The 24,852-nt window shown below is 75.7% G+C and carries 23 protein-coding genes; 6 read left to right on the top strand and 17 right to left on the bottom strand.

Annotation, left to right across the window (positions count from 1 at the left end):
• Positions 1 to 25 precede the first annotated feature (25 nt).
• Both secA and BMW27_RS14270 read right to left on the bottom strand, forming a co-directional pair.
• Entirely contained in the window at positions 26 to 3,253 is a 3,228-nt protein-coding gene (gene secA / locus BMW27_RS14275) for a preprotein translocase subunit SecA (protein ID WP_091445239.1), read from the bottom strand.
• Positions 3,254 to 3,325: 72 nt separating this feature from the next.
• Positions 3,326 to 4,027, bottom strand: coding sequence for an SDR family NAD(P)-dependent oxidoreductase (locus BMW27_RS14270; RefSeq protein WP_091445237.1), 702 nt, complete (start codon positions 4,025 to 4,027; stop codon positions 3,326 to 3,328).
• A gap of 42 nt (positions 4,028 to 4,069) precedes the next feature.
• On the opposite strand from BMW27_RS14270, the gene BMW27_RS14265 reads away from it, so the two are divergent.
• Complete coding sequence (locus BMW27_RS14265) at positions 4,070 to 4,462, top strand: pyridoxamine 5'-phosphate oxidase family protein (RefSeq protein ID WP_091445235.1); 393 nt, start codon at positions 4,070 to 4,072, stop codon at positions 4,460 to 4,462.
• Positions 4,463 to 4,559: 97 nt separating this feature from the next.
• Here the strand turns inward: BMW27_RS14265 and BMW27_RS23445 are convergent, their stop codons facing one another.
• Complete coding sequence (locus BMW27_RS23445; RefSeq protein ID WP_175486515.1) at positions 4,560 to 4,916, bottom strand: hypothetical protein; 357 nt, start codon at positions 4,914 to 4,916, stop codon at positions 4,560 to 4,562.
• 216 nt (positions 4,917 to 5,132) lie between these two features.
• Here BMW27_RS23445 and BMW27_RS23440 point away from each other — a divergent pair, with 216 nt between their 5' ends.
• The gene (locus BMW27_RS23440; RefSeq protein ID WP_175486514.1) at positions 5,133 to 5,699 is read left to right on the top strand and encodes a GNAT family N-acetyltransferase; all 567 of its coding nucleotides are present in this window, start codon (positions 5,133 to 5,135) and stop codon (positions 5,697 to 5,699) included.
• 41 nt (positions 5,700 to 5,740) lie between these two features.
• Here the strand turns inward: BMW27_RS23440 and hpf are convergent, their stop codons facing one another.
• The 12 genes from hpf to BMW27_RS14200 all read right to left on the bottom strand — a co-directional run bounded on the left by hpf (position 5,741) and on the right by BMW27_RS14200 (position 19,397).
• Positions 5,741 to 6,427 (bottom strand): ribosome hibernation-promoting factor, HPF/YfiA family, encoded by a 687-nt coding sequence (hpf, locus tag BMW27_RS14255; RefSeq protein WP_091445230.1) that lies wholly within the window; start codon positions 6,425 to 6,427, stop codon positions 5,741 to 5,743.
• A gap of 69 nt (positions 6,428 to 6,496) precedes the next feature.
• Positions 6,497 to 7,243: a ComF family protein gene (locus tag BMW27_RS14250; protein ID WP_091445227.1), complete on the bottom strand. Its 747-nt coding sequence runs from the start codon at positions 7,241 to 7,243 to the stop codon at positions 6,497 to 6,499.
• Between the two features lie 251 nt (positions 7,244 to 7,494).
• Positions 7,495 to 9,222, bottom strand: a complete 1,728-nt coding sequence (locus BMW27_RS14245) for an LpqB family beta-propeller domain-containing protein (RefSeq protein ID WP_091445225.1) — start codon at positions 9,220 to 9,222, stop codon at positions 7,495 to 7,497.
• Entirely contained in the window at positions 9,219 to 10,964 is a 1,746-nt protein-coding gene (gene mtrB, locus BMW27_RS14240) for an MtrAB system histidine kinase MtrB (protein WP_091445223.1), read from the bottom strand. Before mtrB ends, BMW27_RS14245 begins: the two co-directional genes overlap by 4 nt.
• A gap of 88 nt (positions 10,965 to 11,052) precedes the next feature.
• Entirely contained in the window at positions 11,053 to 11,769 is a 717-nt protein-coding gene (mtrA, locus tag BMW27_RS14235) for an MtrAB system response regulator MtrA (RefSeq protein WP_091445221.1), read from the bottom strand.
• A 349-nt stretch (positions 11,770 to 12,118) separates the two neighbouring features.
• Entirely contained in the window at positions 12,119 to 13,606 is a 1,488-nt protein-coding gene (gene ahcY, locus BMW27_RS14230; RefSeq protein WP_091445219.1) for an adenosylhomocysteinase, read from the bottom strand.
• A gap of 147 nt (positions 13,607 to 13,753) precedes the next feature.
• Positions 13,754 to 14,647, bottom strand: a complete 894-nt coding sequence (locus tag BMW27_RS14225; RefSeq protein WP_091445217.1) for a GmrSD restriction endonuclease domain-containing protein — start codon at positions 14,645 to 14,647, stop codon at positions 13,754 to 13,756.
• 196 nt (positions 14,648 to 14,843) lie between these two features.
• Positions 14,844 to 16,019, bottom strand: a complete 1,176-nt coding sequence (gene manA, locus BMW27_RS14220; protein ID WP_091445215.1) for a mannose-6-phosphate isomerase, class I — start codon at positions 16,017 to 16,019, stop codon at positions 14,844 to 14,846.
• 185 nt (positions 16,020 to 16,204) lie between these two features.
• Positions 16,205 to 17,350 carry an SIS domain-containing protein gene (locus tag BMW27_RS14215; protein ID WP_091445213.1) on the bottom strand — a complete coding sequence of 382 codons (1,146 nt, stop codon included), beginning with the start codon at positions 17,348 to 17,350 and terminating at the stop codon, positions 16,205 to 16,207.
• Entirely contained in the window at positions 17,347 to 17,568 is a 222-nt protein-coding gene (locus BMW27_RS14210; protein ID WP_091445212.1) for a Trm112 family protein, read from the bottom strand. The genes BMW27_RS14215 and BMW27_RS14210 overlap by 4 nt, the downstream gene beginning before the upstream one ends.
• The gene (locus tag BMW27_RS14205; RefSeq protein WP_091445210.1) at positions 17,565 to 18,929 is read right to left on the bottom strand and encodes a phosphomannomutase/phosphoglucomutase; all 1,365 of its coding nucleotides are present in this window, start codon (positions 18,927 to 18,929) and stop codon (positions 17,565 to 17,567) included. Before BMW27_RS14205 ends, BMW27_RS14210 begins: the two co-directional genes overlap by 4 nt.
• Before the next feature lie 117 nt (positions 18,930 to 19,046).
• Positions 19,047 to 19,397: a DUF3499 domain-containing protein gene (locus tag BMW27_RS14200; protein ID WP_041241610.1), complete on the bottom strand. Its 351-nt coding sequence runs from the start codon at positions 19,395 to 19,397 to the stop codon at positions 19,047 to 19,049.
• 200 nt (positions 19,398 to 19,597) lie between these two features.
• On the opposite strand from BMW27_RS14200, the gene BMW27_RS14195 reads away from it, so the two are divergent.
• A complete protein-coding gene (locus tag BMW27_RS14195; RefSeq protein ID WP_012950287.1) occupies positions 19,598 to 20,053 on the top strand; it encodes a metallopeptidase family protein in 456 nt (151 codons plus the stop codon).
• An 87-nt stretch (positions 20,054 to 20,140) separates the two neighbouring features.
• Positions 20,141 to 21,151, top strand: a complete 1,011-nt coding sequence (locus BMW27_RS14190) for a hypothetical protein (RefSeq protein WP_091445208.1) — start codon at positions 20,141 to 20,143, stop codon at positions 21,149 to 21,151.
• Between the two features lie 66 nt (positions 21,152 to 21,217).
• Here BMW27_RS14190 and BMW27_RS14185 read toward each other — a convergent pair whose 3' ends face one another.
• Together BMW27_RS14185 and BMW27_RS14180 are read right to left on the bottom strand one after the other, a co-directional pair.
• Positions 21,218 to 22,012, bottom strand: a complete 795-nt coding sequence (locus BMW27_RS14185) for a hypothetical protein (RefSeq protein WP_091445733.1) — start codon at positions 22,010 to 22,012, stop codon at positions 21,218 to 21,220.
• A gap of 175 nt (positions 22,013 to 22,187) precedes the next feature.
• On the bottom strand, positions 22,188 to 22,424 hold the full coding sequence (locus tag BMW27_RS14180; protein WP_175486529.1) for a WhiB family transcriptional regulator: 237 nt from the start codon (positions 22,422 to 22,424) through the stop codon (positions 22,188 to 22,190).
• A 343-nt stretch (positions 22,425 to 22,767) separates the two neighbouring features.
• Between BMW27_RS14180 and cofD the strand changes: the two genes are divergently transcribed.
• Both cofD and BMW27_RS14170 read left to right on the top strand, forming a co-directional pair.
• Positions 22,768 to 23,718, top strand: coding sequence for a 2-phospho-L-lactate transferase (cofD, locus tag BMW27_RS14175; RefSeq protein WP_091445204.1), 951 nt, complete (start codon positions 22,768 to 22,770; stop codon positions 23,716 to 23,718).
• Positions 23,711 to 24,835: a coenzyme F420-0:L-glutamate ligase gene (locus BMW27_RS14170; RefSeq protein WP_425431679.1), complete on the top strand. Its 1,125-nt coding sequence runs from the start codon at positions 23,711 to 23,713 to the stop codon at positions 24,833 to 24,835. Before cofD ends, BMW27_RS14170 begins: the two co-directional genes overlap by 8 nt.
• Positions 24,836 to 24,852 lie beyond the last annotated feature (17 nt).

The raw sequence follows: 24,852 nt of genomic DNA, 5'->3' as shown, positions 1-24,852 counted from the left end.
AGTGGCGGGGAGCAGGGGTCCTGTTTCAGGCCCGCGAGGGGGCTCCGTGGCAGACCTTGTACTTCTTGCCCGAGCCGCACGGGCAGGGCGCGTTGCGCGAGGGCTCCTTGGTGCCGGTCACGGTCGCGCTCTTGGCCGCCTTGACCCGTCCGCTCTCCCGGGGCGAGGCGTCCAGGCTCGGCGCCGAGTAGCTGAGCTGGTCGCTGCGGTGCGGGTCGTCGAGGCCCTTCACCGACAGCTCCGGAGCGGTGCCCGAGGACACCGGCCCCTCGACCTCGGGGGTCACCGGGGCGAGGTCCTCCGGCGCGGCGTGCCGGCCACGCCGGGCCGTCCCCGTGCGGCGGGCCGCCGGGACGGGCTCGGCGGCCGGTGCGACGCCGTCGTCCTCGACCGGCGCAGGAGCCGGCTCGACCGGCGCCGAAGCCGGCTCGACCGGCGCCGGAGCCGCCTGGGCCACGGCGGGAGCCGGCTCGACGGGCGCCGGGACCGGCTGCGCCGGCGCGGGAGCGGGCGCAGCAGCAGCGGGCGCAGCGGCAGCAGGCGCCGACGCGGCGAGGTGCGGCTCGGCGTGGGTCGGCCGGGCCGGCGGTGCGGCAGCCGGGGCTGCGGGAGCCGCGGCCGCCTGCGCCGCCGCGGCCTGCGCGGCCGCCGCCTGCCGGGCCCGCACCCGCGCCGTCCCCTGCTGTGCCGCCGCCAGCGCCTTGGCCTCGGCCTCGGCCTGCGTGGCCCGCGCCTCGGCGTCCTGCTGCTCCTTGGTCTTGACCTCCAGGTTGAACAGGAAGCCGACCGACTCCTCCTTGATGCCGTCGAGCATCGACATGAACATGTCGTAGCCCTCGCGCTGGTACTCCACGACCGGGTCGCGGTTGGCCATCGCGCGCAGGTGGATGCCGGCCCGCAGGTAGTCCATCTCGTAGAGGTGCTCGCGCCACTTGCGGTCGAGCACCGACAGCAGCACGCGGCGCTCGAGCTCGCGCATGACCTCCGCGCCGAGGGTGGCCTCGCGCTCCTCGTAGGCCCGGTGGACGTCGTCGAGCAGCTCGCTCTTGAGGACGTCGGCGGTCAGCGCCGCCTGGTCGCCGTCGGCCACCCGGTCGATCAGCTCGTCGCGGTCCAGGCCCACCGGGTAGAGGGCCTTGAGGCCGGTCCACAGCTGCTCGAGGTCCCAGTCCTCGGCGTAGCCCATCTCGGTCGCGCCGTCGACGTAGGCGCTGACGACCTCGTCGACCATCGAGCGGACCTGCACGTGCAGGTCCTGGCCGTCGAGCACCTTGCGCCGCTCGGCGTAGATGACGGTGCGCTGGCGGTTGAGCACCTCGTCGTACTTCAGGACGTCCTTGCGGACCTCGAAGTTCTGCTGCTCGACCTGGGTCTGCGCCGACAGGATCGCCCGGCTGACCATCTTCGACTCGATCGGCTGGTCGTCGGGGACCCGCAGCGTGGTCATCATCGACTCGAGCATCGGGCCGTTGAACCGCCGCATGAGGTCGTCGCCCAGCGACAGGTAGAACCGGGACTCACCCGGGTCGCCCTGGCGGCCGGAGCGGCCCCGCAGCTGGTTGTCGATGCGCCGGCTCTCGTGCCGCTCGGTGCCCAGCACGTAGAGGCCGCCGGCCGCGGTGACCTCCTCGTGCTCGGCCTTCACCTGGTCCCGGGCCTTCTCCAGCGCGCTGTCCCAGGCCGCCTCGTACTCCTCCGGCGTCTCCGCCGGGGACAGTCCGCGGGCGCGCAGCGCCTCGTCGGCGATGAAGTCGGGGCTGCCACCGAGCTGGATGTCGGTGCCGCGGCCGGCCATGTTGGTGGCCACCGTGACCGCGCTCAGCCGGCCGGCCTGGGCCACGATGTGCGCCTCGCGCGCGTGGTTCTTCGCGTTGAGCACCTCGTGCTTGATGCCGCGCTGCAGGAGGAGCCTGGACAGCAGCTCGGACTTCTCGACGCTGGCCGTGCCGACCAGGATCGGCTGGCCGGCCTCGTGCCGCTCGGCGATGTCGTCGATGACGGCGTCGAACTTCGCCTGCTCGGTCTTGTAGATGACGTCGGAGCGGTCCTCCCGGACCATCGGCCGGTTGGTCGGGATCGGGACGACGCCCAGCCCGTAGGTCTGGGAGAGCTCGGCGGCCTCGGTCTGGGCCGTGCCCGTCATCCCGGAGAGCTTCTCGTAGAGCCGGAAGTAGTTCTGCAGGGTGATCGTGGCGAGGGTCTGGTTCTCGTCCTTGATCGGCACCCGCTCCTTGGCCTCGATGGCCTGGTGCATGCCCTCGTTGTAGCGCCGGCCCGACAGCACGCGGCCGGTGAACTCGTCGACGATGAGCACCTCGCCGTTGCTGACGATGTACTGCTGGTCGCGGTGGTAGAGCTCCTTGGCCTTCAGCGCGTTGTTCAGGAAGCTGATGAGCGGGGTGTTGGCCGCCTCGTAGAGGTTCTCGATGCCGATCTGGTCCTCGACGAACTCCACGCCCTCCTCGGTGATGGCGACCGTGCGCTTGCCCTCCTCCACCTCGTAGTGGACGTCGCGCAGCATCATCGGCGCCAGCCGCGCGAACTCGGTGTACCAGCGGTGCATCGCCGGGTCGCCGGCCGGGCCGCTGATGATCAGCGGCGTGCGGGCCTCGTCGATGAGGATCGAGTCGACCTCGTCGACGACGGCGAAGTGGTGCCCGCGCTGCACCAGGTCGGCCTTGTTCCAGGCCATGTTGTCGCGCAGGTAGTCGAAGCCGAACTCGTTGTTCGTGCCGTAGGTGATGTCGCAGGCGTACTGCTCGCGGCGCTGCGCCGGGCGCTCACCGGAGAGGATCACGCCGACGGAGAGGCCGAGGAAGCGGTGCACCCGGCCCATCCACTCCGCGTCGCGCTTGGCCAGGTAGTCGTTGACCGTGACCACGTGCACGCCCTGGCCGGTGAGCGCGTTGAGGTAGGCGGGCAGGACGCCGGTCAGCGTCTTGCCCTCACCGGTGCGCATCTCGGCGATGTTGCCCAGGTGCAGCGCGGCGCCGCCCATGACCTGCACGCGGAAGTGCCGCTGACCGAGGGTGCGGGTCGCGGCCTCGCGGACGACGGCGAAGGCCTCCGGGAGGAGCTGGTCGAGGGTCTCCCCCTCCGCCAGGCGCTCCTTGAACTCGTCGGTCCTGGCGCGCAGCTCCGCGTCGGTGAGGTCGGCAGTCTCCTCCGCCAGCGACTCGACCGCGTCGGCGATCTTGTTCAGTCGTCGGAGGAGCTTGCCCTCGCCGGCTCGGAGGATCTTCGAGAACACCACGTGCCCAGGGTAGGCGGCGCCACCGGCCGCCCGGGGCTGCCGGCGACGACCCGCCGTGGGCGACCGCGACGCTCAGCGGCGGACGAGCCGCTTCCCGCCCGGGTCGAGCACGATCTCCCGGCCGCCCTGCCGGAGCCCGTCGAGCACCGCCGCGACCAGCTCGGCGCGGTCGTGTCCCGGGGGGAGCCGCGGCGGGTCGCCGGCGAGGGCGCGGTCGACCAGCCCGGTGTCGATGTGCGGCGGCCGGACGTCGAGCACGGTGATCGAACGGGTCCGCAGCTCGCGGCGCAGCACACCGGCCCAGGCAGACAGCGCCGCCTTGCTCGCCGAGTACTCGGCCATCTGCAGCGTCGGGGCGTCGGCCACGATGGCCGACAGCAGCACGACCGCACCACCGTCGGGCAGGTGCGGCAGCGCGGCGCGGACCAGGCTCATCGGCGCCAGCGTGTTGACCGCGAACAGCTCCTCGGTCACCGCGTCGTCGGCCTCCGCCGCCGGGCCGAAGGCCACCACACCCCAGGCGACGACCACGGCGTCCAGGCCACCGAGGCCCGCCACCGCGGCGTCGACCGCGGCGCGGACCGCCTCGACGTCGACGGCGTCGACCACGACCGCGGGGACGCCCCCGAGCTCCCCGGCCAGCGCCTGCAGCGCGCCGCCGTCCCGGCCGGTCAGCGCCACCCCGGCCCCGGCGCGGTGCAGCGCCCGCGCCAGCTCCCCGCCGAGCACCCCGGTCGCCCCGGCGACGAGGACCCTCGCACCCGCGAGTTCCATGGACGGCGCATGCCCCGGTGGTGCACGACCTAACCTCGCCCCGTGGCCCACGACCTCGACGACCTGCCGGCCGGCCTGCTCACCTTCCTCACCGAGCGGCACCTGGCCACGCTGACCACGCTGCGCGCCGACGGCAGCCCGCACGTCGTCCCGGTCGGGGTCACCTACGACGCTGCCTCCCGCACCGCCCGGGTGATCACCTCGGGGACGTCGGCCAAGGCCCGGCACGTCCGCGCCGGCCAGGCGCGGGTGGCGGTGTGCCAGGTCGACGGCCGCCGCTGGGTGACCCTCGAGGGGACGGCGGTGGTGCGTGACGACCCGGCCGCGGTCGCCGACGCCGAGGCCCGCTACGCCCGCCGCTACCGCACCCCCCGGGAGAACCCGGCCCGGGTGGTCCTGGAGATCTCGGTCGACCGGGTGCTCGGCAACCCCTGAGACGGGGTCGGTGAGCACGGGGCCGGGCGATCCGGAGCCCTCACCGGAGGGGATGCGAGCACCGGCGTCCGAGCAGCGGCTGCCAGCCCCCGTCCGATCACGCCCGCGGCGGGGCAGCGGTGTCGCGCCCGGTCCGGTGGAGCCAGGACGCCAGCGCGGCCAGCAGCAGCAGGACCGACGGCGCGACGAGGACGAGACCGATGCCCAGGGCCGTGAGCAGCGCCCACGAGAGGGAGACCACCGCGAGGGCGGCGACGACCGCCGGAGCCAGCATCGTCCTGCTCGTGCCCTCGACCCACAGGGCGACGGCCGTGCACACCACCGGGATGCCGAACAGGACGAGGACGAACGGACCGCTGTCCGCCCAACCCGTTCGTCCGTACCAGGCCGCGAGGCCGAGGACGCACAGGAGCGCGACGACGATCAGCCGTCGGGCTCCCCGGGAGGCCGCCATGCCCAGTCACCTCGCGAGCCGGGATCGGGTCGTCGACGGCCCCGAGTCTGTCGCGATCCCGGCGCCGGCGCCCGGGCACCGTCCCTGCGTCCGTGGGCGGGCGGGCAGCCGAAGACGACGCGACGGCCGGCCGGACCCGGGTGGCCCGCGATCGGCGCCGTCCGCGTCCGGAGATCCCGGTCGACCGGGTGCCGGGGCAACCCGGACCATGGGCTGGTGGCCCTCGACCTCACCGGCGTCGACCTGACCACCGAGGTGGTCCGCACCGAGCGGCTCGTGCTGCGCCCGTTCCGCCCGGACGACGCGGACGCCGTCTTCCGGGCCTGCCAGGACCCCGGGCACCGGCGGTGGCTGCCGAACCTCCCCGAGCCCTACACGCGGGCCGACGCCGAGGAGTTCGTCATCGTGGCCGCCGCGCGCGGTCGCGCTGCGGGCACCGCGCTGGACACCGCCGTGGAGGCCGGGGGCAGCCTGGTCGGCGCCTGCGGGGTGCGGCACCTGGACGGAGGCGGAGGCCTGCTGGGGCCGGACGTCGGCTACTGGACCGCGCCCTGGGCCTGCGGCCGGGGCTACGCCACCGAGGCCGCCCGGGGGCTGGCCGACTGGGCCTTCCGGTACGGCGCGGAGCGGGTGCACCTGTTCGCCGACGTGGCCAACTTCGCGTCGCAGACGGTGGCCGAGCACGCCGGCTTCAGCCGTGAGGGCGTCGTCCGCCGGTGCCTGGCCTACCGCGACGGCCGCCGCGCGGACGCAGTGCTCTACGGGCGGCTGCGGGAAGGGTGAGCGGGGCGGGGGTGCGGGGTCGCCGCACCCCCGCCCCGGCGTCAGGCCCGGGTCGCCGCGGGCTCCGCGGGGGCGGCGGACTGCCGCGCGGCGGTGCCGTCCAGCGGTGCGTCGACGAGCCGGATGAGGCCGTAGTCGTAGGCGTGCCGGCGGTAGACGACCGTCGGCTGCCCGGTGTCAGCGCACAGGAAGAGGAAGAAGTCGTGGCCGACCAGCTCCATCTCGTGGAGGGCCTGGTCGACGTGCATCGGGGTGGCCGGGTGGTGCTTCTCTCGCACGATCTGGCCGGGGAGGTGCTCATCGAGGTCGGTGACGTGCGGCCCCTCCGCGAGCTCCCGGTCGCGGTCGAAGGTGTGGGTGACGTCGGTGCCGGGGGCGCTGCCGCCCACCCGCACGCTGGCCGGGGTCCGTCGTCCGTGGTGGACGCGGCGGCGGTCGGCGGCCTTGCGCAGCCGGTGGTCGAGCTTGCCGGCGGCCAGGTCCAGCGCCGCGTAGAAGTCGGGCGCGGCCGCCTCGGCGCGGACCACCGGGCCCTTGCCGCGCAGGGTGATCTCCACGCGCTGGCACTTGCCGGACTGGCGCGGGTTCTTCTCGTGGAAGAGCTCCACGTCGATGCGCAGGATCTTCAGCTTCCCGTCGAACCGATCGGATTGGCCGACCTTGTCCTCGACGTGCTGTCGGTAGTGTTCGGGGACTTCGACGTTCCGGCCACGGACCACGATCTCCATGAGACCTCCCGGTCGTTCGGGTTGTGATCGAACCCACGCTAGTCCGCGTCGCCGGGTCCCGACAGTCGATCAGCAGACCCCACGGGGACCTGGGGGGACGTGCTGCGGGGCTCGCGCCGCAGGCCGCCGCGGGGTCGCCGCGACGACCGCGGCGAGCACCGGGGGGCCGGCCGGGCCGGCGGCCGGCGCGAGCACCGCGGCCGCCTCGGTGAGCGTCGCGCCACTGGTGACGACGTCGTCGACGACCACCAGCACCGCCCCGTCGGGCAGCTCGGGCGCGCCGTCCCGGAGCACGAAGGTGCCGGCCAGGTTGGCCCGCCGCTGTGCCGCCGAGAGCCCCGCGGAGTCCGCGGCGCGTCCGCTGCGGCGCAGCAGCCGCACCTCGTCCGCGGGCACCCCCGCCGCCCGGAGCTCGGCGACCGCGCGCGCGGCGAGCTCGCGGACGTGGTCCCGGCCGCGGGCGCGCAGCGCGGCGGCGCCGCTGGGCACCGGGACCAGCCGCACCGGCCCCGACCGGGTGGGCAGCCCGGCGAGCACGCCGGCGACGGCCAGCGCCAGAGCGGCGCCCAGCGGACGGGCCAGCTCGGCCCGGCCGCGCTCCTTGAAGGCGTTGACCGCCGGACGCACCGGCCCGGCGTAGGCGCCGGCGGCCACCGTGGGCGGGAAGCCCGCCGGGAAACGCCGCGGCTGGGCGAGGTGCGGGACGGCGAGCAGCGCGGCACACCGCCGGCACAGGACCGCGCCCGGCACCCCGCACCCGGCGCACTCGCGCGGCAGCAGCAGGTCGGCCAGGGCCGCGAGCACTCCGCCGTCCACTCCCCCAGCTTCGTGCCCCGCGCGCGCCGCGCGCGGCGTCGCCGCGCACCTGTGGACGGTGACCTGCTGGAACGGCCCCGCACCAGCGGGAGGACCCCGTCCTCCGCACCCACCCCTCGCACGCTCGGGGCGGTGCCCTGGACGGGGCCACCGAGCCTGCGAGCGGCGGGGGGACGGTGACGTGCTGGAACGGCCCCGCGTCAGGGCCCCACCCGAGCGTGCGAGGGATGGGGGGACGCGGGGTCCCTTCTTCAGCCCGGGTAGAACGGCTCGGTGCCCGGTTGCGGCTGCTGGCCGCGGACCAGGGTCACCCAGGTCCCCCCGGCGACCTGCCACTCCCAGATCGTGCCGCCGGCGCTGACCAGCGGCGGGCGCTCGGGCGCCGCGGCGACCTGGGTCGCCTGGCTGGGCAGCCCGGCGGTGGGCACCGGCGAGAGGTCCCAGCCGTCGACGCCGACCAGGTAGGGCACGGTCCGCTCCTCGCCGGCGTCCCCGGCCAGCACCAGCAGGCTGCCGGAGGTCCGCCACGCGACGTCGACCACCTGGCCCAGCGCCGGGGCGACCTCGCGCCAGTCGCGCAGCGCCACCGGGCCGTCGTCCGAGCGCACCACGGTGCCCACGTGCAGGCTGCGCCGCTGGCCGTCCTCCACGACGACCGCGGCCCGGACCCCGTCGGGCGAGAGCTGCAGCGCGGTGGCCCGGCCCAGGCCCGGCAGGGTGACGGCGTTGACCGCCTGCGGGGGCCCGCCACCGGCGACCCGCACCACCGTCGAGCCGTCGCGGACCACCCAGAACTCCTGGCGGGCGGGGGCCACCGTCGGGACCGTCAGCGAGCCGCTCGGCAGCACCGGGGTGAGGTCGCCGTCGTAGGGGCCGGTGAGCAGCGTCGCCTGGCCGTCCCGCTGGGTCACCCCGACCATCTGGGTCAGCTCGCCGGTGCTCGGGTCCGTCGCGACCGCGGCGCTGGACAGCCCGTAGACCCCCGTGCCGGCCGGGCCGGGGGCCGGCGCCGGGGCGTCGGTCGCGGTCCACAGCGCGCCCTCGACCAGGTAGTGCCCGACCGCGTCCACCGGGGCGGCGTCGGGGTCCAGGGCGGTCCAGGTGTCGACGGTCTGCACCGCCGGCACGCCGTCGAGGGTCAGCGGGTCGCCGTCGACGAGGACCTCCACCGAGCGCACCGACGGCAGCTGGCCCAGCGTCCACACCAGCTGGGCCGCCAGTCCGGCCAGGCGGGTGGGCGTCGCGTCGGCCACCCCGGTCAGGTCGACGGTGACCGCCTGCGCGGAGACCGTCACCGTGCTGCCCAGCGCGGCGCCCTCGAGCTCGTTGCGGACGCCCGCGGCCAGCACCGCCGACGGCCCCGCGAGCAGCCGCTCGACCAGCACCGTCGGCTGGGCCTCCCCGGTGATCAGGTACCGCGGGTCGGGCACGAACCGCTGACCGGTCGGGTCGAGGAAGTAGAGGTCGCGCCGCTCGTAGAGGCGCTCGAAGTCCGGCTCGAGCATGAGCAGCCCGTCCGGCGGGTCGCTGATCCGCCACTCGCCGTCGACCTGCTCGAGGCGGAACTCCCGCGAGTAGACCTCCTGCCCGTCCACGGTGAACCCGCCCCGCTGGTCGATCGTGCCGACCAGCTCGCCGGTGACGCGGACGGTGCCGGCGTCGGTGGTGACGGTGGCGTAGTCGGCGCCGAGCAGGGTGATCCCCGCGTCGTCCGACCACGACCCCCGCGGCTCGGGAGCCAGGTGCTCGCGGGCCACCGGGTGCCCGCGCACGGTGCTGGCGGCGGCGTCGAGGAAGCCGCGGACGACCTCCTCGGGGGTGGCGCCGGTCTCCGGCGACAGCGGCTCGATGCCGACCGGGCTGTCCGCCCGCGGGGGCGTCTGCGTGATCTGCACGACCGGCGTGCTCGTCGGGACGGTGGAGCAGCCGCTCACCAACGCCAGCAGCACCGCCCCGAGGACGGCACCCCGGCGGGTCACCGGGCACCCCCGGGAGGGCGCAGGACCGCCGGCCGCAGCGGCAGCGGCGAGCTGGTGAGGTCGGTGCCCGCGGTCAGCGGCAGGGTCAGCCGGAACTGCGCACCGGCGCCGGGCTGCCCCCACACCTGCAGCCAGCCGCCGTGCAGCCGCGCGTCCTCCAGGCTGATCGACAGCCCCAGCCCGCTGCCGCCGACGGTGCGGACCCGCGAGGGGTCGGCGCGCCAGAAGCGGTCGAACACGTGCTGCGCCTCGGCCGGGGACAGCCCCACGCCGTGGTCGCGCACGGTGACCGCCGCCGCCGCCCGGTTGGCCGCCCAGGTGACCTCCACCGGCTTCCCGGTGCCGTGCTCGATCGCGTTGCCGACCAGGTTGCGCAGGATCCGCTCGACCCGGCGGGCGTCGACCTCGGCGATGACGTCCTGCGCGGGACCGGACACCGTGAGCTCGCAGCCGTGCCGCTCCGCGAGCGCCGACATCCCGGCCGCCACCCGGCGCACGAGCGCACCGAGGTCGGTCGGCTCCCAGTCGAGGACGGCGGCCCCGGCGTCGTAGCGGCTGATCTCCAGCAGGTCGGTGAGCAGCACCTCGAAGCGGTCGAGCTCGGCGTGCATCAGCTCCGCCGAGCGCGCCACGTGCGGCGGGAAGTCCGCACGGGACTCGTAGAGCACCTCGGCGGCCATCTGCACCGTGGTGAGCGGCGTGCGCAGCTCGTGGGACACGTCGGAGGTGAAGCGCTGCTGCAGCTGCGACAGCGACTCCAGCTGGGTGATCTGCCGCTGCAGGCTGTCGGCCATCGCGTTGAAGCTGGTCGCCAGCCGGGCCAGGTCGTCCTCGCCACGGACGGCCATCCGCTCCTCGAGCTGGCCCTCGGCCAGCCGCTGCGCGGTGCCCGCGGCCTGGCGCACCGGGTCGACCACCAGGCGGGTCACCAGGACGGCGATCCCGACCACCAGGACGGTGAGCGCGATGCCGCTGATGACCACCGTGGTGCGGAACAGCGACAGGCTCTCCGCCTCCTGGTCGAGCGGGAAGGCGTAGTACAGCTCGATCTGCTCCGCGCCGGCCGCGCCGGTCGGGACCGGAGCGCCGACGAGGTAGGTGGCCCGGGACTGCCCGCTGCCGTCGGGGACCATCGCGTACTGCGCGTACTGGCCCCCGGAGGCGACCTGGGCCCGCAGCTCGGCGGGGATGGCCGGGTAGATGCCGCGCTGGCTGACCGCGGGCGGCCGCTCGGAGTCGCCGGTCCGGTACACCATGACGACCTCGAAGTCACCGGCCGGACCGCTGCTCTCGCGCAGCTGCCGGACGGTGCGGTCCAGCGTCGCCCGCACGCTCGCGCTGTCGCCGGCGGCGATCCCCGCCACCTCGGTCTGCGCGTAGACGACGCCGGTCTGCACCTGGTCGATGGCCGCCTGCTCCTTGACCGACAGCAGCTGCTCGCGGATCTGGCTGAACAGCACCAGGCTCACGATGACCACCACCGTGCCGGCCACCAGCATGGTGATCGCGCCGATCCGGACGTGCAGCGACGAGCGCCAGGCCGCCACCGCCCGTGCGACCAGCCGCGTGGTCAGCCGGCGGGCCCGGACGGCGCGCCGCCGCAGCTCGCGGCGCAGCGCACCGAGGTCGGCCGACGGCGTCCGGCGCGGCACGGGAGCAGGCGCCTGCCCGGGGGTGCCGGAGGACGGCGAGGCCTCGGGCGGCGCACCGGCCGCGGGAGGCGCGGGCCGCGTGGAGCTCACGACCGACGGATCCGCCGGATCACGGTGCCCACCGGCCCGCCGCCGCGGTCCGCTCGTTCCTCGCCGCGGCGCCCGCGAGCCCGTCCGTTCACGGCGGGCCGGCCTTGTAGCCGACTCCCCGCACGGTCAGCACGATCTCCGGCTTCTCCGGGTCCCGCTCGATCTTCGCGCGCAGCCGCTGCACGTGGACGTTGACCAGCCGGGTGTCCGCGGCGTGCCGGTAGCCCCACACCTGCTCGAGCAGCAGCTCGCGGGTGAACACCTGGCGCGGCTTGAGGGCCAGGGCGACCAGCAGGTCGAACTCCAGCGGGGTCAGCGCGATCGGCACGCCGTCCCGGGTGACCTGGTGCGCCGGGACGTCGATCTGCACGTCGCCGATCGAGAGGTTCTCCGCCTGCCCGGTCTCGCCGCGGCGCAGCTGGGCACGCACCCGGGCCACCAGCTCGACCGGCTTGAACGGCTTGGTGACGTAGTCGTCGGCGCCGGCCTCGAGCCCCTGGACGACGTCGATGGTGTCGCCCTTGGCGGTGAGCATGACGATCGGGACGGTGGACTGGGTGCGGATGTCCTGGCAGATCTGCAGGCCGTTGCGGCCGGGCAGCATCAGGTCGAGCAGCACGATGTCGGGGCGGGTCTGCTGGAACGCGCCCACCGCGCGGTTGCCGTCGGAGACGAAGGCGGGGTCGTAGCCCTCGCGCCGGAGCACGATGCCGAGCATCTCGGCGAGGGCGGCGTCGTCGTCGACGACCAGGACTCGGCCGCGGGAGGGCCCGTTCTGGGCAGCGGTGGGTGGCACGGCGACCATTCTGCGCCGCTCGGCGGCACGGTGGTGGAATGCACAGGCGTGCCCTCCCCCTACCGGTGGAGCGGTGACCCACTGGGGCGGGTGGGACCTCAGAACACGAGCACCCGCGCGGCGCTCACCGGCTGCAGCGGTGCGCGCGCTGCCGTGACCGCGGCGACCAGGCGGTCCGCCACGCCTTCGGGGCACCACGCAGGGAAGGGACCTGGAACGACCGGTAGCGCTCCTCCTCGCGGGCCGGGTCGGCTCACACGCACGAGTGCCCCGGTTCGTCATCGACGAACCGGGGCACTCGTGCTGTCCGTGGCCGTCGGTCCCGGTGACGGCCACCGCCCGGGTGGGCGACCGTTCCTCAGTACCTGTAGTGGTCGCTCTTGTAGGGGCCCTCGACCGGGACGCCGATGTAGTCGGCCTGCACCTTGGTCAGCTCGGTGAGCTTCACGCCCAGGGCGGCGAGGTGCAGCCGGGCCACGTGCTCGTCGAGCTTCTTCGGCAGGACCGTCACCGACGGCTCCTGCCCCTGATAGGCGGCCCGGTTGGTCCACAGCTCGATCTGCGCGAGCACCTGGTTGGAGAAGGAGTTGCTCATCACGAAGCTGGGGTGACCGGTGGCGTTGCCCAGGTTCAGCAGCCGGCCCTCGGAGAGCACGATGATCGTGTGGCCGTCGGCGAAGCGCCACTCGTCGACCTGCGGCTTGATGGTCGTCCTCGTGATGCCCGGGGTGCGGGCCAGGCCGGCCATGTCGATCTCGTTGTCGAAGTGGCCGATGTTGCCGACGATCGCCTGGTGCTTGGTGCGGCCGAGCTGCTCGGCGGTGATGACGTCGCGGTTGCCGGTGGCCGTGACGATGATGTCGGCCTGGTCGATCACGTCGTCGAGCGTGCTGACCTGGTAGCCCTCCATCGCCGCCTGCAGGGCGTTGATCGGGTCGATCTCGGTCACGACCACCCGGGCGCCCTGGCCGCGCAGCGCCTCCGCGCACCCCTTGCCGACGTCGCCGTAGCCGCAGACGACCGCGACCTTGCCGCCGATCATCACGTCGGTAGCGCGGTTGAGGCCGTCGACCAGCGAGTGCCGGCAGCCGTAGAGGTTGTCGAACTTGCTCTTGGTCACCGAGTCGTTGACGTTGATGGCCGGGAACAGCAGCCGGCCGTCGCGGGCCAGCTCGTACAGACGCATGACACCGGTCGTCGTCTCCTCGGTGACGCCCTCGATGCCCTGGCCGATGCGGGTCCAGTAGCCGGCGTCGGCGGCCAGGGTGCCGCGCAGCGCCTCGAGGATGACGCCGTACTCCTCGGAGTCGGCCTCGGTGGTGTCCGGCACGGTGCCGTCGGTCTCGAAGCGGGTGCCCAGGTGCACCAGCAGGGTGGCGTCGCCGCCGTCGTCGAGCAGCATGTTCGGGCCGACGACGGTGCCGTCCTCGTCGCGGAACTCGAACAGGCGCTGGGTGCACCACCAGTACTCCTCCAGCGTCTCGCCCTTCCAGGCGAACACCGGGACGCCGGCGGGCTGCTCGGGGGTGCCGTCGCCGACGACGATCGCCGCGGCGGCGTGGTCCTGGGTGGAGAAGATGTTGCAGCTGACCCAGCGCACATCGGCGCCGAGCGCGACCAGGGTCTCGATGAGGACGGCGGTCTGCACGGTCATGTGCAGGGAGCCGGCGATGCGGGCCCCGGCCAGCGGCTGCTGGTCGCCGTACTCGGCGCGCAGGGCCATGAGGCCGGGCATCTCGTGCTCGGCGAGCCGGATCTCCTTGCGGCCGAAGCCGGCCAGCGAGAGGTCGGCGACCTTGAAGTCGCCGTCGGTCAGTACCCGGGTGCCGGTGGTGGTGGCGGTCATGTCGCTCCAGATCCGCCCGGCCCACGAGCCGGGCGATGCGTGTCGGATGCAGTGTCGCTGCGATCCCCGCACGGGCGGGGAGAGCGAGCATGCCGAGGCTTCGGCGGGGCTCGTGCCGCCACCCACGATACGCGAGCCGGCCTCGTCCTACTCGCAGCCGACCCCGTCACCGTCGCCGTCGAAGGCGTCGCTCCACCCCGGCTCGCCGCGCCGGATGGGCGCCGCACCGGCCGCCCGCACGGCCTCGCAGTCGGCGTAGGCGGTGCCCGCCGGCGCCGGCCGGCTCGCCGACGCCTCCGTCGCCGAGTCGCCGGGCAGCGGTTCGGCGGGGCAGCCGGCGAGCACGGTGGCGGCGGCGTTGCGCTCGGCGCGGGTGGCCCACAGCCCGTAACCGGTCTTCACCGCCACCTGCCGGGCGACGTAGGCGCACCGGTAGGCGGTGTTCGGCGGCAGCCAGGTCGCGGCGTCGCCGTCCCCCTTCTGCATGTTGAGCGGCCCGTCGACGGCGAGCAGGTTGAGCGGGTCGTTGGCGAAGGTCGTGCGCCGGTCGGCGTCCCAGCCCTGGGCACCCTTCTGCCAGGCGTCCGACAGCGCGACGACGTGGTCGATCTGCACGTCGTCGCTGGTCTCCTCACCGCGGCGGAACTCGATGGTGCGCCCGGAGTAGGGGTCCTCGAGGGTGCCGGAGACGACGACGCAGTCGCTGCCGGACCGGAACCGCTCGCCGGTCAGGTCGCGGGCCAGCACGTCGTTGCGGGTGTCGCAGCCGTTGCGGTCGGTGTCGGCCCAGCCGTCGCCGAAGCGGTCGCGCTCGTACCCGGTGCGCGGCGCCCGGCCCCGCACCTCGACGTCGGCGAGGGCGGCCAGCGCGGAGCCGGGCGGCGCGGCGGCGATCGCCCGGTCGGCGGCGGCGTCGTCCAGGACGCCGGTCGGTGCACTGCCGGGCGGCAGCACGCAGCCGGTCAGCAGGACCAGGACGGTCCCGCCGAGGAGGGCGCCGCGGCGGACCGTGGACGGCGGTGCGGGGGTGCGGGGGGTCACGGGACTCCTCCGACGCGCGGACGGGCGGTCCCGACGCTAGGCCGCCGACCGGGCGCCGGCGGGACGCCACGCCCGGGTCGGTCCCCGACGGGGATCCCGGACCGCGGCACGCGGACGACGACCTGCTCGTCGTCTGAGGGGTACCCCGCGGCCACCCGGTCCCGGTGCGCCGGAGCTGCCCCTGCCGGGCCCGGGCTCAGCGCAGGTTCGTCGTGCTCCGGTAGAGCAGCGCGGGACCGCGGGCGGTGACCGGCTCCCCGGCCGGGACGAACGCCGACTGCCCCCGCTCCAGGACCAGCTCGCCGTCCGCCGCCGCCAGCACCGCCCGGCCCTCGGTGCACAGCAGCACCTGCGGCCCGGAGGTGGTGAGCGTCCCGGTCCCGTCGTCGAGCTGGACCCGGGTCAGGTCGAAGTCCTCGACCGGCACGGGGTAGCGCAGCCCGCCCGGCCCGAGCACCGGGTGGATGACCGGGATCCGGCCGTCGGTGAAGTCGAGCACCTCGATCAGCGCCGCCAGGTCCACGTGCTTGCGGGTCAGTCCGCCGCGCAGCACGTTGTCCGAGCTGGCCATGACCTCGACCCCGGCGCCGCTCAGGTAGGCGTGCAGGTTGCCGGCCGGCAGGAACACCGCCTCGCCGGGCGCCAGCTTGAGGTGGTTGCACATGAGCGAGATGACGACGCCGGGGTCACCCGGGTAGGCCCCGGCGAGCGTCGCCGCCCAGCGGTAGGTGTTGATGAACTCCGGGTCGTGGGCGGCGACGAAGGACGCCGCCTTGGCCGCGACGGCCTCGACCAGGGAGGTCCGACGACGACCGGACAGCGCGATCAGCTGCGGGATGGCCGCTCGCAGCCCGCCGCGGGCGAGGGCGGCGATCGTCGGCTTGAGCTCGGGCAGCTGCAGCTTGGCCAGGCAGTGCAGCGACTCCTCGACCGGCCGGAAGCCGCACAGGGCCTCGAAGGTGGTCAGCGCCAGCAGCAGCTCGGGCTTGTGCCACGGGTCCTTGAACGTGCGCGTCGGGTCGTCCCTCGGGATGCCGGCGGCCTCCTCGGCGGCGTAGCCGGCCGCCGCCTGCTCCATCGTCGGGTGCGCCTGCAGCGACAGCGGCCGGTCGGCGGCCAGCACCTTCATGAGGAACGGCAGCCGCGGGCCGAAGCGCGTCACGACCGGCGCGCCGAGCAGCCGGTCGGGCTCCTGGGCGATGGCCCGGTCCAGCGGACGGCCGTCGGCCAGCAGGCTGGGCTCGTTCGGGTGCGCCCCCATCCAGAGCTCGGCGTGCGGCTGCTGCGCCGGACTGGGCTGCCCGAGCAGCTCGGGGATGACCGTACGGCTCCCCCACGGGTAGAAGCGGACGGCGCTGGTGAGGGACCACATCAGCCGGGAGGCTACTGGCCGTTCCGCCCCGTGGGCATGACGCGGACCACACCCGCCGGGGGAGCTCCCTCGATCGGGTCAGGCCGCCGTCCGCGCGGGGTCGGCCACCGCACGAGCGGTGCGCGCGGGGTCCCGGCCGAACCCGCCGGCCACGAGCGCGACGGTGGCCGGGGAGGTGTCGCCGCTCACGCGGAGGCGGACCTCTCGGCGTCCAGGGCCAGGGCCAGGTAGACGGCGGTGAAGTCCGCCACCGCCAGCTGCCGGGCCAGGCGGGGCAGCCGCCCGTAGCGCTCCGGGTCCCCGTGCTCGGCCAGTCCGCTCACCGGGACGTTGGCCACTGCTGCGCTGCGCAGCGCCTCGGACAGCGCCTCGCGGGCCGACCGGGGCTCGCGCTCGCCTCCGCCGTCGTGCTCGCCGGCGTCGGCGTCCCGGACCGTGAGCAGCCGCAGCCGGCGGCCGGTGTCCTCGGCGCGGTCGCGGAAGAAGTCGTCGTCGCCGCCTTCGGGCGCCAGCGGGCCGCGCAGCACCGCGCAGGCGGCGACCCGCTGGTCGGGCATCCGGAAGGTGGTGACCGGCAGCCCGGCCAGCGTGGCGAGCTGGTCGGCGATCCGGGTGGCGGCGGTACCGGCCAGCGGCCCCTCGGCGGCGATCACCGGCAACGCGTCGAGCAGCTCCAGGGCCAGCGTCTTGGCCGGGTTGACGAAGGACTCCCGGGCCGGCCCGCACTCCGCGGCGACCTCGTCGAGCGCCGCGGCGACCGCCTCCAGGTCGGCCGTGCCCTCCGACACCAGGTCCAGGCCGACGGCCAGCCGCAGCATCGGGGTGAGCAAGGACCAGAGCGTCGTGTGCCGCACCCGCGAGCGCGGCAGCGGGACGTAGGGCGCGCGGGCGGTCGAGCAGGCCGCGCGCAGCGGGGCGTCCTCCGCGCCGATGCCCAGCAGCGTCACGCCGCGCCGGGCCGCCTCGTAGGCCGGGGTGACGGCGTAGCGGCCGGCGCCGGTGCGGGTGGCGACGACGGCGATGTCGCTGGGGCCGGTCCACACCGGCAGGTCCGGCCCGGGGACGACGTCCACCGTGACCGGGCTGGCCGGGCCGAGCAGCGCCCGCAGCACCTGCGCGGCCACCGCCCCCTCCCGGCGGGCCACGATGACCAGCCCGCGCGGGCGGCCGCCGGTGGTGACCCGCTCGAGGCCGGCCTCCTCGGTCAGCCGCGAGGTCTCCCGGACCTGTGCACCGGCGCCGGCCACCGCGGGCAGCAGACCGCGCGGGTCCCGGGCGCGCAGCACGTCGAGGTCGTCGAGGACCTCCTCGGCCAGCTCCGGCGACGTCATGCCGCCCCCGTGCCCCGCTGCCGCGCCTCGTCCAGCAGCAGCACGGGGATGCCGTCGCGGACCGGGAACGCCCGGTCGCAGGTGCTGCAGACCAGCTCGCTCGCCGACTCGTCCACCACCAGCGGGCTGTGGTGGGTGTCGGGGCAGGCCAGGATCGCCAGCAGCGCGGGGTCCAGCCCCAGCGGGCCGGCCGGGTCGCGAGGTGGACTCGTGGTCATGCGCGCACCATCTCCAGCACTCGATCCCGCAGTTCGGTCATCCGCGCCCGGTCCGGCGCCTCGACGTTGAGCCGCAGCAGCGGCTCGGTGTTGCTGGCCCGCAGGTTGAACCACGAGCCGTCGGGCAGGTCCACGGTCAGCCCGTCGAGCTCGTCGACGGTGACGCCGTCCTGCTCCTCGAACGCCTCCCGCACGGCCCGCGTGCGGTCCGCGGCGTCGGCGACGGTCGAGTTGATCTCCCCCGAGGCGGCGTAGCGGGTGTAGCCGGCGGTCAGCTCCGACAGCGGCCGGCTCTGCTCCCCCAGCGCAGCGAGCACGTGCATGGCGGCGAGCATGCCCGTGTCGGCCCGCCAGAAGTCCCGGAAGTAGTAGTGGGCGGAGTGCTCCCCGCCGAAGACGGCGTCGGTACGGGCCATCTCGGCCTTGATGAAGGAGTGCCCGACGCGGGTGCGCACCGGCTCGCCGCCGTGCTCGCGGACGATCTCCGGCACGGCGCGGGAGGTGATCAGGTTGTGGATGATGGTCGTCCCCCGGCCCTTGGCCAGCTCGCGGACGGCGACCAGCGCGGTGATCGCCGAGGGGCTGACCGCCTCGCCGCGCTCGTCGACGACGAAGACCCGGTCGGCGTCGCCGTCGAAGGCCAGCCCGATGTCGGCGCCGGTGCGGCGCACCTCGGCCTGCAGGTCGACCAGGTTGGCGGGGTCCAGCGGGTTGGCCTCGTGGTTGGGGAAGGAGCCGTCCAGCTCGAAGTACAGCGGCAGCACCTCCAGCGGGAGGCCGGCGAGCACCACCGGGACGGTGTGCCCGCCCATGCCGTTGCCGGCGTCGACGACGACCCGCAGCGGCCGGATGGCCGAGAGGTCGACCAGCGAGCGCAGGTGCGCGGCGTACTCGGCGAGCAGGTCCCGCTGGTCGATCGACGCGGTGCGCCCGGGGACCCGGTCGTAGGCGTCCCGCTCGGCCCACTCCCGGAGGGTGGCCAGGCCCGACTCCTGCCCGACCGGGGTCGCGCCGGCGCGGCAGAGCTTGATGCCGTTGTACTGCGCGGGGTTGTGGCTGGCGGTGAACATCGCCCCGGGGACGCCGAGCGAGCCGGAGGCGAAGTACAGCAGGTCGGTGGACCCGAGGCCGGCCTCGAGGACGTCGACGCCGCGGGACAGCACGCCCTCGGCGAAGGCCCGCGACAGGGGCACCGAGGAGTCGCGCATGTCGTGCGCGGTCACCACCGCGGTCGCGCCGCTCTCCTGCCAGACGAGTTCGGCGAACGCCGCGCCGATCCGGCGGGCGGTCCCCTCGTCCCAATGGTCGGGGACGACGCCGCGGACGTCGTAGGCCTTGATGATCGTGGACAGGTCGCGCACGGACGGACCCTAGAGGACCCCGTCCTCCTCCCCCCTCGCAGGCTCGGGACGCGCCTCGGGACGGGGCCGACGGCGGGACCCCGCAGCGAGGTCGTGGCGTGGAGGGCTGGTCCTGGCTCAGGTGATGTCGGGCAGGACCCGCAGGTGGCCGCGGCGGGTGCCGCTGCCGTCGTCGGCGGGGTTGCGCGGCGGCTCGGGCCGGGCGGCCTCGCGGACGGCGTCGGCCAGGGCGAGCAGGTCGTCGCCGGTCGGGCCGGAGTCCTCGACGTCGATCTCGTGCCGGACGACCTCCCAGCCGCGCGGCACGGTGAGCCGCCCGGCGTGGAACTCGCAGAGGTCGTAGCTGTGCGGCTCCGAGAACGTCGCCAACGGGCCGACGACAGCGGTCGACTCCGCGTACACGTAGGTCAAGGTCGCTGCCGCCGGTTGCGCGCAGCCGCTGCGCGAGCAGCGACGTGACTGCCTCACCACCGGTTCCTCACGGACCGCACAGTAGCCGCGTACCCGGGTGGTTGGCATCAGGCGCACCGGGTTTCGGCGCCCCCGCGGAGCAGCAGTCCCATCCTGCACGACGGCCCCGTGCACCCCGTCGCGCGCCCGCTGCGGCCCGTGCCCGGCCCCGCACCGGGCGCGCCCCCGATCCCCCCGGCCGTACGCTCGCACCCGTCATGAGCCGACCCGCCCGATCCCGCCGCGACCGGCACGGCCGGGGGCTGCGCGGCCGCCTGGTGCCCGACGGCGTCCCGCTGGCCCGCAGTCGCGCCGCGCAGTTCGACGACCTGGTCCTCGACGCGGTCGAGGACCTCGAGCGGCGGTGGGAGAAGGAGCTCGCCGGCGTCGAGTTCGCCGTCGAGGACGTGCCCTGGGTGGAGCACACCAGCCCCGACGAGGTGGTGCTCGACGCCGACGTGCTCGACGACGGCAGCGTGCCGCTGGCCCGGGTGCTGCCCGCGCACCGGGACGGCACCCGGGAGGTGCCGCCGCGGATCGTCGTCTACCGCCGGCCGCTGGAGCTGCGCGCGCACGACCGCGACGACCTCGCCGACCTGGTCCGCGACGTCGTCGTCGACCAGGTCGCCGTCCTGCTGGGGCGCGATCCGGAGGAGATCGACCCCACCGGGTGAGGCCCCCCGCTCGCGCGCTCGCGGTGGGACCCTGCAGGCGGCCGCCTCCACGGTCGCCCTCCCGGGCGGCTGCGATGCTCTGTCGCGATGGACTCCTCCGCGCCGGCCGCCGTCCCCTGGGTCGTGCTGGCCCTGGCGCTGCTGGCGCTGGCCGGCCTGGCCGCGGTGGCGCTGACCCGGCCGCGGAACCCGTCCCCTCCCCGCCCGAGGCGGGAACCGGCGGCGCCCGCCCGCCCCGCATCGCGCTGGCCGGACGACGACCTCCCGCGCTTCCTCCAGAGCCCGCCCGGCACGCCCGGCGCCCTCCCCGCGCCGGTCGCCGCACCCGTGGCGGACGTCGGCGGCGAGCCTGCCGGCACGCCGGGCGGCAGCCGCCGCGCGCTGGCCGGCATGGCGGCGGCCGGGCTGGTCCTGGTGGCCGCGCTGGCCGGCGTGGCGGTGGCGACCCGCGACGGGGGCGACCCGCCGCGCACCCCCGCTCCCGGCCCGGTGGCGCCGCCCCCGCCGGTGGGCACCACCCCGGCCCCGGCCACCTCCCCGGCGCTGCCTGCCGTGCCCGTGGACCCGCTGCCGGGCGAGGGCGGCGCGGGGGTGCTGGCCGACCGGTCGGTGCCGCTGGGCGAGGACGGCGTGGTGGCCCGGCTGGCGTTCGGCGGCATCGTCGTCGAGCGGCAGGCCGTGGGGACGACGGTGGCCTACCCGTCGGTGAGCGTGACCGCGGCCGGGGACGGGCGGACGGCGCTGGCCCACCTGCGGCTGCCGACCTGGAACTGCCTGGCCCTCGAGCCGCCCACCGACCCCGCCGCCGCGGGCTGCGTGCGGTCGCGGACCGAGCACGCCGACCTGCCCGCTCCTGCCCTCACCGTGACGAGGGACGGCCGCGACCTCCGGCTGACCGGCCGCTTCCCCACCTACACGCGGCCGATCGGCAGCGCGCCGGCCTACACCGGGCGGGGGTACGACCTGACGGTCACCGTCTCCCCCGCCGGGCCGGTCCGCAACGGCGCGGCGGCCGCCGAGGGCACGCTGTTCCTCGGCACCGACCGCGCCGCCAGCGTCGACGAGCCGGGACTCAACGCCGTCCGGTACGCCGGCTGAGCCGGGTCGCCGGCCCGCCGCCGCGCAGGGTCGGGGCGGCGCCGTGGACGGGGCCGCCCCTCATCGTCACCGCCGGCGCAGCAGCGCCGCGGGCCCGCCACCGGGCAGGGTGAGCGAGACCAGCGGCGCGCCCATCTCGGTGCGCAGGCCGGCATCCGGGGTGGCCCACCACGGCCGCCGGTCGGCGCCGTCGACCAGCGTCAGCAGTCCGGCTCGCAGCCGGTCGCCGTCGGCCACCGTGGCGAGCTCGACCTGGCCGATCGCGGCGTGCAGCCGGGTGGCCACCCGCAGCGCGGTGCGGACCCGGCGGTCGGGCTCTGCGGCCAGCAGCTCGGGCAGCCGGCGCTCGACCTCGGCGGGGTCCCGGGTGCGGCGCACCGGACCGGCCTCGCCGAGGGTGTCGACGAGGCGGGCGCTGCGGGCGTTGGCGAACGCCGCCTGGGGCCGCAGCCGGCCGATCGCGCGCAGCGTGGGGTCGCCCAGGGGCAACCCGGCCAGCCGCAGCGTCCAGGGCCGGCGCACCCGGTCGAGCAGGTCCAGCACGCCGGCCGCCAGCCGCTCGGCAGCGGCGTCGTCCCGGGCCGGCAGTCGGGCCGGGGCCGCGCCGCCGGGCACCGGCAGGCCGTCGCCGAGCAGCGTGACGGTGAGCCGCGGGCCGCCGCGCAGGACCAGGGTCGCGAGCGCCCGCGGGGCACCCGTGCCGCCGGGCGGGTCGACCACGACGGCGACGGGTCGGGGGCCGGCGACGAGGGCCAGCGCGGCGGTCAGCCAGGGAGGGCGGGCGGTCACCGGGGCGTGCAGCGCCGCGAGCAGCGGGCCGGCCGCGCGGAGCTCGCGCACCACGCCGGTCCGGCCGCTCACGGTGCGCACACCCGGGGTCGCCACGCCCCGAACAACACCACAGCCGCCGACGGGGTCCGTCGGCGGCTGTGGGAACAGCTCGGGGTGGTGTCACACGGCGCTGTGTGCGGGCGGCTCGGCCCCCAGCAGGGTCCCGCCGCGAGCCTGCGAGCGGCGGGGGGCAGGGGGTCCCTTCTCAGCCCGCGCGGCGGCGCAGCCGGCGGCGCTCACGCTCGGAGAGCCCGCCCCAGATGCCGAAGCGCTCGTCGTTGGCCAGCGCGTACTCGAGGCACTCGGCCTTGACCTCGCAGCCGGTGCAGATCTTCTTGGCCTCGCGGGTGGAGCCACCCTTCTCCGGGAAGAACGCCTCGGGGTCGGTCTCGGCGCACAGGGCGCGCTCCTGCCAGGACTGGGCCTCGGCCGCCAGGCCCATGCTCCACAGGCCCGCGAAGCCCTGCTCGTGGCCCGCCGGGCCGCGGTCGGCGGTCCGCTCCGACGCGCTGACGTAGTCGCTCAACCACGAGACCTCTGCCATGACGATGCGTCCCCTCTCGCTGCCGTCCCGATGTGCGTTCCACGGGACGTTCCCGGGCCGCTCGGCACTCGTTGACACCGCGGGAATTACACGCGTGTCGTTGTGGGGGCGTCAACTCCGCCCGGTGTAAGCGCCACGTCACACCAGCCCCGGCAGTCACACGGTGTTCGTCACTTCTCGCTGCACACCTCGACACGCCCGGCGAACAGTGGACAAGTGCCCATCGGGCACGATGACTTTCGTGCACATCGTCGTCCTCGCCGGAGGGGTCGGCGGGGCCCGGTTCCTGGCCGGACTCCGCGCGGCCGCGCCCGGTGCGCGGCTCACCGCGGTGGTCAACACCGGGGACGACGTGACGGTGCACGGGCTGCGCATCTGCCCGGACCTCGACACCGTGATGTACACCCTCGGCGGCGGCATCGACCCCGAGCGGGGGTGGGGCCGGGCCGGCGAGAGCTGGACGGTCAAGGAGGAGCTGGCCGCCTACGGGGCCGAGCCGACCTGGTTCGGCCTGGGCGACCGCGACCTGGCCACCCACCTGGTGCGCACCCGGATGCTCGACGCCGGCTACCCGCTGTCCCAGGTGACCGCGGCGCTCGCCGACCGCTGGCAGCCGGGCGTGGAGCTGCTGCCGATGAGCGACCAGCGGGTGGAGACCCACGTCGTGGTCGCTGACCCGGGGACCGGGCGGCAGCAGGCGGTGCACTTCCAGGAGTGGTGGGTGCGGCACCGCGCCGAGCCCGAGGCCCGCGCCTTCGTGCAGGTGGGGGTGGACGCCGCGAAGCCGGCCCCCGGGGTGGTGGAGGCGTTCGCCGGCGCCGACGCGGTGCTGCTGGCGCCGTCGAACCCGGTGGTGTCGGTCGGCACCATCCTGGGCGTCCCCGGGCTGCGGCAGGCGCTGCTGGCGACCCGGGGCCAGGTCGTGGGCGTCTCCCCGATCGTCTCGGGCGCGGTGGTGCGCGGGATGGCCGACCGCTGCCTGCCGGTCCTCGGCGTCGAGGTCAGCGCCGAGGGGGTCGGGCGGCACTACGGCGCCCGCTCCGCCGGCGGGCTGCTCGACGCCTGGCTGGTGCACACCGGCGACCGCGCCGACGTCCCCGGTGTCGACGTCCGCGCCGTCCCGCTGCTCATGTCCTCCCCCGAGGCGACCGCGGCGATGGCACGGGCCGCGCTCGACGCCGCCCGTGCCTGAGAAAGGACCCCCCTGCCCCCCACCGCTCGCAGGCTCGCGGCGGGGCCCTGCAGGGGCGCCACCCCCCGGGGTCCCGGATGGGATCTCGGTCCACCCGGTCGCCGGGCTGCCGGAGTTCGCCCCCGGCGACGACCTCGCCGCGGCGGTGGCCGGTGCGGCGCCCTGGCTGGCCGACGGCGACGTCGTCGTCGTCACCTCCAAGGTGGTGTCCAAGGTCGAGGGCCGGCTGGTGCCCGTCGCGCCCGGTGAGGACCGGGAGGCCGTGCGGCAGCGGGCGATCGACGCGGAGACGGTGCGCGTGGTCGCCCGGCGCGGCCCGCTGAAGATCGTCGAGACGCCGCAGGGCTGGGTGGTCGCGGCGGCCGGGATCGACGCCTCCAACGTGTCCGGCGACGCGCTGGTGCTGCTCCCCGAGGACGCCGACGCCTCGGCCCGGGCCCTGCGCGACCGGCTGCGCGGGCTGCTCGGCGTCGAGGTCGCGGTCATCGTCAGTGACACCTTCGGCCGCACCTGGCGGGACGGACTGACCGACGTCGCCGTCGGTTCGGCCGGCATCCCCGCGCTGGTCGACCACCGCGGCGCGGTCGACGCCCACGGCAACCGGCTGGAGACCACCCAGGTGGCCCTCGTCGACGAGCTGGCCGCTGCCGCGGACCTGGTGAAGGGCAAGCTGGCCGGCATCCCGGTGGCCGTCGTCCGCGGGCTGCCGTTCGACCCGCCGGCCGAGGACGCCGGCACCCGGCCGCTGGTCCGCCTCGGGCCCGGCGACCTGTTCCCCTACGGCAGCCGCGACCTGGTGGCCACGCGGGTGCCCGGCGGGGACCTGGTCCCCCGCGACGGCGAGCTCGACGCCGTCGCCGCCGCCTTCCGGGTGGCGACCGCGGCCCTGCCGGAGTTCCCGGTGGTCATCCGCTACGGCGGCGAGGGCGACGGCGTGGTCGACGTGCACCTGCCGGAGCGGGCCACCACGACCGCCGCGCTGAACCTCGGGGCGCTGGTCGGTGCGGTCGTCGTGCAGCTGCACGCCGAGGGCTGGACGACCCGCTGGGAGCCGGTGGGCACCCCCGGCGGGAGCTCGCTGGTCGGCAGGTTGTGGCTCGGGTCGCCTGCGTCCTGAGCTCCGCCGCGCCGGTA

Origin of the sequence: Geodermatophilus poikilotrophus (assembly GCF_900111455.1) — a bacterium.
Taxonomy (GTDB): Bacteria; Actinomycetota; Actinomycetes; order Mycobacteriales; family Geodermatophilaceae; genus Geodermatophilus; species Geodermatophilus poikilotrophus.
The sequence above is the reverse complement of the archived record's forward strand: the minus strand, read 5'-3'. Positions and strand labels throughout refer to the sequence as shown.